The following is a 7,280-nucleotide window of genomic DNA, read 5'->3' as shown; positions in this document are numbered from 1 at the left end:
GGGACGCTCCGCGTCCCATCCAGAGGCGAACGCGGAGCGTCCGTTGAGGCATTCCCACGCAGAGCGTGGGAACGATCGACACGAGCGAAACCTAGTCTTCTTCGCGAACCGTGGCGACCTCATCAGCACGGACCTTCACCTTGGCTCCGGAAATATCCTCGAACTCATAGAAGCCATCCTTGGTTTTGGTCTTCGGCATGTCCTTGGTCAGATACTGGGTGCCGTTCTGCAGAGTGACCACCGTCGGGGTCGAGCAACCGGCCAGTGTCAGCGCCGCAGCGATGGCGAAAGGGATGCCCAGTGATTTGATTTTCATACCCACCTCTAAATCCTCATTCGATGTGATGCCGAGCATTGTCGGCCCTCTAACGCGGTTGGTGCCATCCCCGAGGGAAAAGTTCGATGGCCCGGCGAAAAAATGCCATTGATCATTTTCCGTTTGCGCCGGGCAGGGCACAGCTGGTATCTGTACGCATAACCAGTACTCGTTCGCCATGGCCCAGAATTCCCGTGACTGCCAATCCCCTCGACGACCCGTTCTATTACCTCAACAACTTCCGGCAAGTGCTTGATTGGCTTGAGCTTCGCTATGCCGATGTGATGAGTGAAACGGAACACACGTTCATTCGCGACTTCAAGGCCTTGCCCCGAGCGTCGCAGGGTTTGCTGGTGCGGATGGTCATGCGCAAGGGCGTGCATTTTCGTGCCGGCAAACTCAATTACGTTGAAATCGGTGACATCGCCGAGGCCGCGCAGCCGTTGCTGGGGCACGGCTGGATCGACGAACACGCGCCGCTGGCCCTCGCCGAATTGTTCGACGTGTTGCTCAAGGCCGAGATCCTGCAAGCCTTTTCAGCCTTCATCGAGCAGCCCAAGGGTCGCAAGGACGATTGGCTGCCGGTACTGGCCGAGCAGTTTGCTGACACTCGCAGCCTGCGCGACTGGGCGCCGCTGCTCGATGATCGTTTGTTCAGCCTGACCATCATGGACTTGTGCGACCGCTTGCGGCTGATGTTCTTCGGCAACCTGTATCAAGACTGGTCGGAATTCGTTCTCGCCGACCTTGGCATCTTCACCTATGAAAAAGTCGAATTCTGCGCCGACTCGCGGGGCCTGCGCAGTCGCGCAGACGTCGACGCCTGCCTGTTCCTGCACAACTGCCAATTGCGTTTCGAGGCCGGTGAGCCGCTGGACACCATCGTCGAGCAGGTCAGTGCCTTGCACTTCGACAACCCGTGGCTGCAACGCCGGCGTGGCAAGGTGTTGTTCCAGATCGGCCAGTACTGCGAGCGCATCAGCGAATTTGCCCTGGCCCTGAGCATTTACCGCGACTGCGCCTATCCCGGTGCCCGTTTGCGCATGATCCGCGTGCTCGAGCGCTGCGGCGAATACCCGTTGGCGCTGGAACTCGCCACACTGGCAGAACAGGCACCGGAAAGTGCCGCCGAGCAGCAGGGCCTGCAACGAATTCTGCCAAGGCTGCGGCGCAAACTTGGTGGCCCGCCACTCAAGCGCACAGCGGCCAGACCGGTCGAGCGGCTGGACCTGCAATTGCCGCGCAGCGATCCCGCGTTGTCCGTGGAGTATTACGTGCAGGCGCACTTGCACGATGATGACGGCCCGGTGCATTACGTGGAAAACAGCCTGATCAATTCGCTGTTCGGCCTGCTGTGCTGGCCGGCGATCTTTGCGCCGTTGCCCGGCGCGTTCTTCCACCCGTTCCAGCGTGGCCCGGTGGACCTGCTCAACGAAGACTTCCAGCAACGCCGCGCCGAGCTGTTTCAGGCGTGCCTGAGCGAGCTCGATAACGGACGCTATGTCGCGACCATTCGCCAGCGCTTTGTCGACAAATGGGGCATCCAGTCGCCGTTCGTGTTCTGGGGCGCGGTGAATGAACAACTGCTGGAACAGGCGTTGGCCTGTCTGCCCGCCGAACATCTCAAGCACTGGTTCAACCGTTTGCTGCTCGACATCAAGGCCAACCGCGCCGGCATGCCCGACCTGATCCAGTTCTGGCCGCAGCACAAAACCTACCGGATGATTGAAGTGAAAGGCCCCGGCGATCGCCTGCAGGACAACCAATTGCGCTGGCTCGAATTCTGTCATCAACACCAGATGCCGGTGGCCGTGTGTTACGTGCAATGGGCGGAGCAGAGCGCTTGAGCTACAGCATTGCCGTGCGCGCACTGTGTGAGTTCACCGCCAAGACCGGCGACCTCGACCTGCGCTTCACTCCATCCCCCACGGCGCTGGAAGGCATCGCCGGTCACCGCACCGTGGCCTCGCGGCGCAGCGAAAAATATCAAAGTGAAGTGGCGCTGGAAGGCGAGTTCCGGCAATTGAAGGTCAAGGGCAGGGCGGACGGTTACGACCCGGCGCAAAACTGCCTGGAAGAAGTCAAAACCTACCGTGGCGACCTGAGCAAGCAACCGGCCAACCACCGCCAGTTGCATTGGGCGCAGGCGAAGATCTATGGCTGGTTGATGTGCCGCAAGCTCGAACTCGAACAGATCAATCTGGCGCTGGTGTATTTCGACATCGTCAGCGAGAAGGAAACCTGTCTGGTCGAGGCGTTCAGTGCAGATGCGTTGAAAGCTTTTTTCGAGCAGCAATGCACGCTGTTCCTGCAATGGGCCGAACAAGAAATGGCTCATCGCGAGGCGCGCAATCTCGCCGCACAACAATTGGCGTTTCCCCATGCCGATTTTCGTCCCGGTCAGCGGCATCTGGCCGAGTCGGTGTTCAAGGCCGTCAGCACCGGACGCTGCCTGATGGCCCAAGCCCCGACCGGTATCGGCAAAACCCTCGGCACGCTGTTCCCGATGATCAAGGCTCTGGCGCCGCAGCAACTGGACAAGGTGTTTTTCCTCACTGCCAAAACACCGGGGCGCAAATTGGCGCTGGATGCCAGTCAGGTGTTGTTCGATCAGTCACCAGCCTTGCCTTTGCGGGTGCTGGAAATGGTCGCCCGCGACAAAGCCTGTGAACACCCGGACAAAGCCTGTCACGGCGAATCCTGCCCGTTGGCCCAAGGTTTTTATGATCGCCTGCCAGCCGCGCGTGAGGCAGCAAGTCGAATCCGCCTGCTCGATCAAGCGGCCATGCGCGAGGTCGCCGCGCAGCACGCGGTGTGCCCGTATTACCTGAGTCAGGAGATGGCCCGTTGGGTGGACGTGGTGATCGCCGACTACAACTATTACTTCGACTTCAGCGCGATGCTGTTCGGTCTCGCCCAGCTCAATCAGTGGAAAGTCGCGGTGCTGGCGGACGAGGCGCATAACCTCGTCGAACGTGGCCGGCAGATGTACAGCGCCAGTCTTGATCAGTTCACCCTCGGCAGCGTGCGCAAAACCGCGCCGGCGGCGCTGAAGAACGCGTTGCAACGGGTCAACCGTGAATGGAACGCGCTGCATGCGCCGCAATTGGCGGCGTATCAGGCGTACGACAAGGCGCCGGAAAAACTCCTGCAAGCGATCTCGCTGTGTTGCGCGGCCATTGGCGATTACCTGAATGACCACCCGCAGGGTCTCGACAGCGCCTTGCAGAACTTCTACTTCGACCTGCTGCAATTCGCCCGGGTGGCCGAGCTGTACGACGAGCATTACCTGTTCGATATCAGCAAGCGCGACCTCGAGCGCAAAAAGCCGCTGTCGCAATTGTGCCTGCGCAATGTGGTGCCGGCCGCATTCATTGGCCCGCGCCTGAAAGCGGCGCGCAGCAGCGTGCTGTTTTCCGCGACCCTCAGTCCGCGCCATTATTACGCTGACTTGCTCGGCACGCCCGCCGACACCGTGTGGATCGACGTTGAGTCGCCGTTTTGCGCCGAGCAGTTACAGGTGCAAATCGTCAGCCGCATCTCGACGCGTTTCAACCATCGTCAGGCCTCGCTGGAACCGATTGTCGAGCTGATCGCGCGGCAGTTCAGCGAGCGCCCCGGCAACTATCTCGCGTTTTTCAGCAGCTTCGATTATTTGCAACAAGTGGCGTCGTTGCTGGCGGAGCGTTATCCGCACATCACCCTCTGGCAGCAATCGCGCGGGATGCTCGAAGGCGCGCGGCAGGCCTTTCTCGACCAGTTCACCGCACACAGCCAGGGCATCGGCTTTGCTGTGTTGGGCGGGGCGTTCGGCGAAGGCATCGATTTGCCCGGTGCGCGGCTGATCGGCGCGTTCATTGCCACACTGGGGCTGGCGCAGTTCAATCCGGTCAACGAACAACTCAAATACCGCATGGCGGCGATCTTCGGCGCCGGTTACGACTACACCTACCTGTACCCCGGCGTGCAGAAAGTGGTGCAGGCCGCCGGACGAGTCATCCGTACCCGCGAGGATCGCGGCGTGGTGATGCTGATTGACGACCGCTTTGCCGAGAGCCGGATCAAACAACTGCTGCCGCGCTGGTGGGCGATCAATCATGAGACGGCCGCTTCCCAATTCGCTGGATTGCCGCATACTTCCGATCATGACAATGGCTGGTGAGTGTGATGAGCGAGAAAAACAAGACCGCGGCGATCGAAGAGATGCGTTTTCGTCTATTGATCGATGCGGTGGTCGACTATGCGATCTACATGATCGATCCCGACGGCATCATCACCAGTTGGAATTCCGGCGCCAAACGCTTCAAGGGTTATGAAGAGGCGGAAATCCTCGGCGAACATTTCTCCCGCTTCTACACCGCTGAGGATCGCGCCGCCGGCCTGCCGCAACGCGCGCTCGATACCGCGATTCGTGAAGGGCGCTTCGAAGGCGAGGGCTGGCGGGTGCGCAAGGACGGCACCAATTTCTGGTCGCACGTGGTGATCGATCCGATCATTGATCCCGACGGCAAGCTGCTCGGCTTCGCCAAGATCACCCGCGACCTGACCGACCGCAAGATGGCCGAGGAAACCCTCAAGCAAAGCGAACAGCAGTTCCGTTTGCTGGTGCAGGGCGTCACCGATTATGCGATTTACATGCTCAGCCCCGAAGGCCGGGTCAGCAACTGGAACCAGGGCGCGCAGCGAATCAAGGGCTATCTGCCGGAAGAAATCATCGGCCAGCATTTTTCGATCTTCTATACCCCCGAAGACCGCGAACTCGGCGAGCCGCAACGGGCGCTGGAAATCGCCACCCGCGAGGGCCGCTTTGAAAACAAGAGCTGGCGCATGCGCAAGGACGGCACGCGGTTTCTCGCTCATGTGGTGGTCGATGCGATTCGTGGTGACACCGGCACGTTGCTCGGTTTCGCCAAAATCACCCGCGACATCACCGAGGCCCACCTGGCGCAGCAAGCGCTGGAGAAAACCCGTGAAGCGCTGTTCCAGGCGCAGAAGATGCAGGCCATCGGCCAACTCAGCGGCGGCGTCGCCCATGACTTCAATAATCTGCTGACGGTGATTCTCGGTAACCTCGAGATCGTGCACAAACGCGTGGGCGATGATCCGAAAATCAGCCGCCTGCTGGAAAACGCCACTCAGGGCGCATTGCGCGGTGTGTCGCTGACCCAGCGCATGCTGGCGTTCGCTCGCCGTCAGGAACTGAAGACCGAGTCGGTGGATATTGCGCAATTGGTTCAGGGCATCACCGGGTTGCTGCGTAGCTCCCTCGGGCCGGGCATTCGTATCGATACGCGGTTTCCCGAAGATATCGAGCCGGTGCTGGCGGATACCAATCAGTTGGAGTTGGCGTTGCTTAACCTGGCAACCAACGCCCGCGACGCCATGCCCGATGGAGGTACGGTGAGCATCACTGCCGAACCGCAAGTGGTGCTTGAGCTGGGGCATTCGGACCTGCCAGCGGGGCGTTATGTCTGCCTCAGCGTAATCGACAGCGGGGAGGGCATGGATGAGCACACGCTGGCGTCGGCCAGAGATCCGTTCTTCACCACCAAAGGGCTGGGCAAGGGCACCGGACTGGGCCTGTCGATGGTCCACGGCTTCATGGAGCAACTCGGTGGCCGTTTCATCCTCAAGAGTGCAAAGGCCCAGGGCACTACGGCGGAACTGTGGATTCCGGTGGCCGTTGCGGGCATGGCCAACAAGCCGCCGCTGCCTCACGCCGAGCCGGTGGTGGTGCCGAGACTGAGCGTGCTGGTCGTGGATGACGATTCGCTGGTGTTGACCAGCACCAGTCTGCTGCTCGAAGACCTTGGCCATCGGGTGATCAGTGCGACGTCCGGTGCGCAGGCGCTGGCGTTGTTCGATCAGGGCGAGGTCATCGACCTGATGATCACCGACATGGCCATGCCGCAGATGAGCGGCGCACAACTGGCACATGCCGTGCGCGTGCTCAAACCGGACCTGCCGATCATCCTGGCCACCGGTTACGCCGAGCGTCTGGAAGGTTTTGCCGCGCAACTGCCACGGCTGCCCAAGCCGTTCACGCAAATGAATCTGGTGGCAATCATTGCTCAGTCGATGAAAAAAAACGTCGGTCAATCCGTCTGAACTTGCGCGCCAACGGGGACTTCTAAAGGTTTTCCCCACCCCGGAGCATGCACTTTTTGTCTCGCATACTGACCGAGCCCACTGCTGAAGAAACCCTGACCGAACATAACGCCAAAATGTTCGGCTCACCCAAGGAACGGCTGGATTTCTATCGGCGGGAGATCCAGTACGAAACCAGCATCCTCGCCAACCGCACCGACGCCTATCTGGCGGCGCAATCGTTTCTGGTGATCGCCTTTGCGTCCTGCATGGCCAACCTCAACCCGGAGTGGGGCAAGTTGTTCACGCTGGTGGTGCCACCGTTTCTGGCACTCCTCGGGTTGCTTAGCTCGCTGAACGCCTGGCCGGGGATTCGCGCGGCGTACGACATCATCGATCACTGGCATTTCAAGCAGAGCCACTTGCTCCACAGCGAACCGCTGATGGGCCTGGCGTATGACGAGTCGCCGCTGTTCAGCGAGATGGAATCGAGCCACAAGGGGTATCGCAAGTCGCTGCTGTTTTCGGTACGCACGCCGTGGATTTTTGCGACGTTCTGGGTGTTGCTGGGGAGTTATGCGGTGTTTATTCAGGTGACCAATCCTGGGGGGTGATGGGCAGCTCTAGAAGAGCCCGGCCTATGTGGCCGGGCTTTTTCATTCGCTTGGATTTTGTGTTGCCATTCACATCGATCCCCCTCACCCCAGCCCTCTCCCCCAAGGGGGCGAGGGGGAAGGGAGCAGATTTTTGTGCTGTTCAAAATCTGCGTTCGGCTCGGTACCTCAGGCCAAAGTCCGCGTTCAACTCGGAATCTCAGGTCGGCGTACCTCAACCATCCACCTCGGTCAGTTCCCTCTCCCTCTGGGAGAGGGCTAGG

At 60.3% G+C, this 7,280-nt stretch carries 5 protein-coding genes; 4 read left to right on the top strand and 1 reads right to left on the bottom strand.

Annotation, left to right across the window (positions count from 1 at the left end; genetic code table 11):
* Positions 1-91: 91 nt before the first annotated feature.
* The gene (locus PMI23_RS27595; protein ID WP_042705060.1) at positions 92-316 is read right to left on the bottom strand and encodes a YgdI/YgdR family lipoprotein; all 225 of its coding nucleotides are present in this window, start codon (positions 314-316) and stop codon (positions 92-94) included.
* Positions 317-510: 194 nt separating this feature from the next.
* On the opposite strand from PMI23_RS27595, the gene PMI23_RS27590 reads away from it, so the two are divergent.
* From PMI23_RS27590 to PMI23_RS27575, 4 genes are read left to right on the top strand one after another with little or no spacing between them, the layout of a single operon-like run.
* Positions 511-2,163, top strand: coding sequence for a VRR-NUC domain-containing protein (locus PMI23_RS27590; protein WP_042705059.1), 1,653 nt, complete (start codon positions 511-513; stop codon positions 2,161-2,163).
* Positions 2,160-4,478: an ATP-dependent DNA helicase gene (locus tag PMI23_RS27585; protein WP_007914871.1), complete on the top strand. Its 2,319-nt coding sequence runs from the start codon at positions 2,160-2,162 to the stop codon at positions 4,476-4,478. Before PMI23_RS27590 ends, PMI23_RS27585 begins: the two co-directional genes overlap by 4 nt.
* Positions 4,479-4,483: 5 nt before the next feature.
* A complete protein-coding gene (locus tag PMI23_RS27580) occupies positions 4,484-6,424 on the top strand; it encodes a hybrid sensor histidine kinase/response regulator (RefSeq protein WP_007914869.1) in 1,941 nt (646 codons plus the stop codon).
* Positions 6,425-6,480: 56 nt separating this feature from the next.
* Entirely contained in the window at positions 6,481-7,017 is a 537-nt protein-coding gene (locus PMI23_RS27575) for a hypothetical protein (protein WP_007914867.1), read from the top strand.
* Positions 7,018-7,280: the final 263 nt, after the last annotated feature.

It is taken from the genome of Pseudomonas sp. GM24, from assembly GCF_000282235.1.
Taxonomy (GTDB): Bacteria; Pseudomonadota; Gammaproteobacteria; order Pseudomonadales; family Pseudomonadaceae; genus Aquipseudomonas.
This window is presented reverse-complemented; position numbering and strand designations above follow the sequence as displayed.

Excerpts from the sequence above, each read along its gene's own strand:
- PMI23_RS27595 (WP_042705060.1), bottom strand. The coding sequence starts at position 316 with ATGAAAATCAAATCACTGGGCATCCCTTTCGCCATCGCTGCGGCGCTG.
- PMI23_RS27580 (WP_007914869.1), top strand. The coding sequence starts at position 4,484 with ATGAGCGAGAAAAACAAGACCGCGGCGATCGAAGAGATGCGTTTTCGT.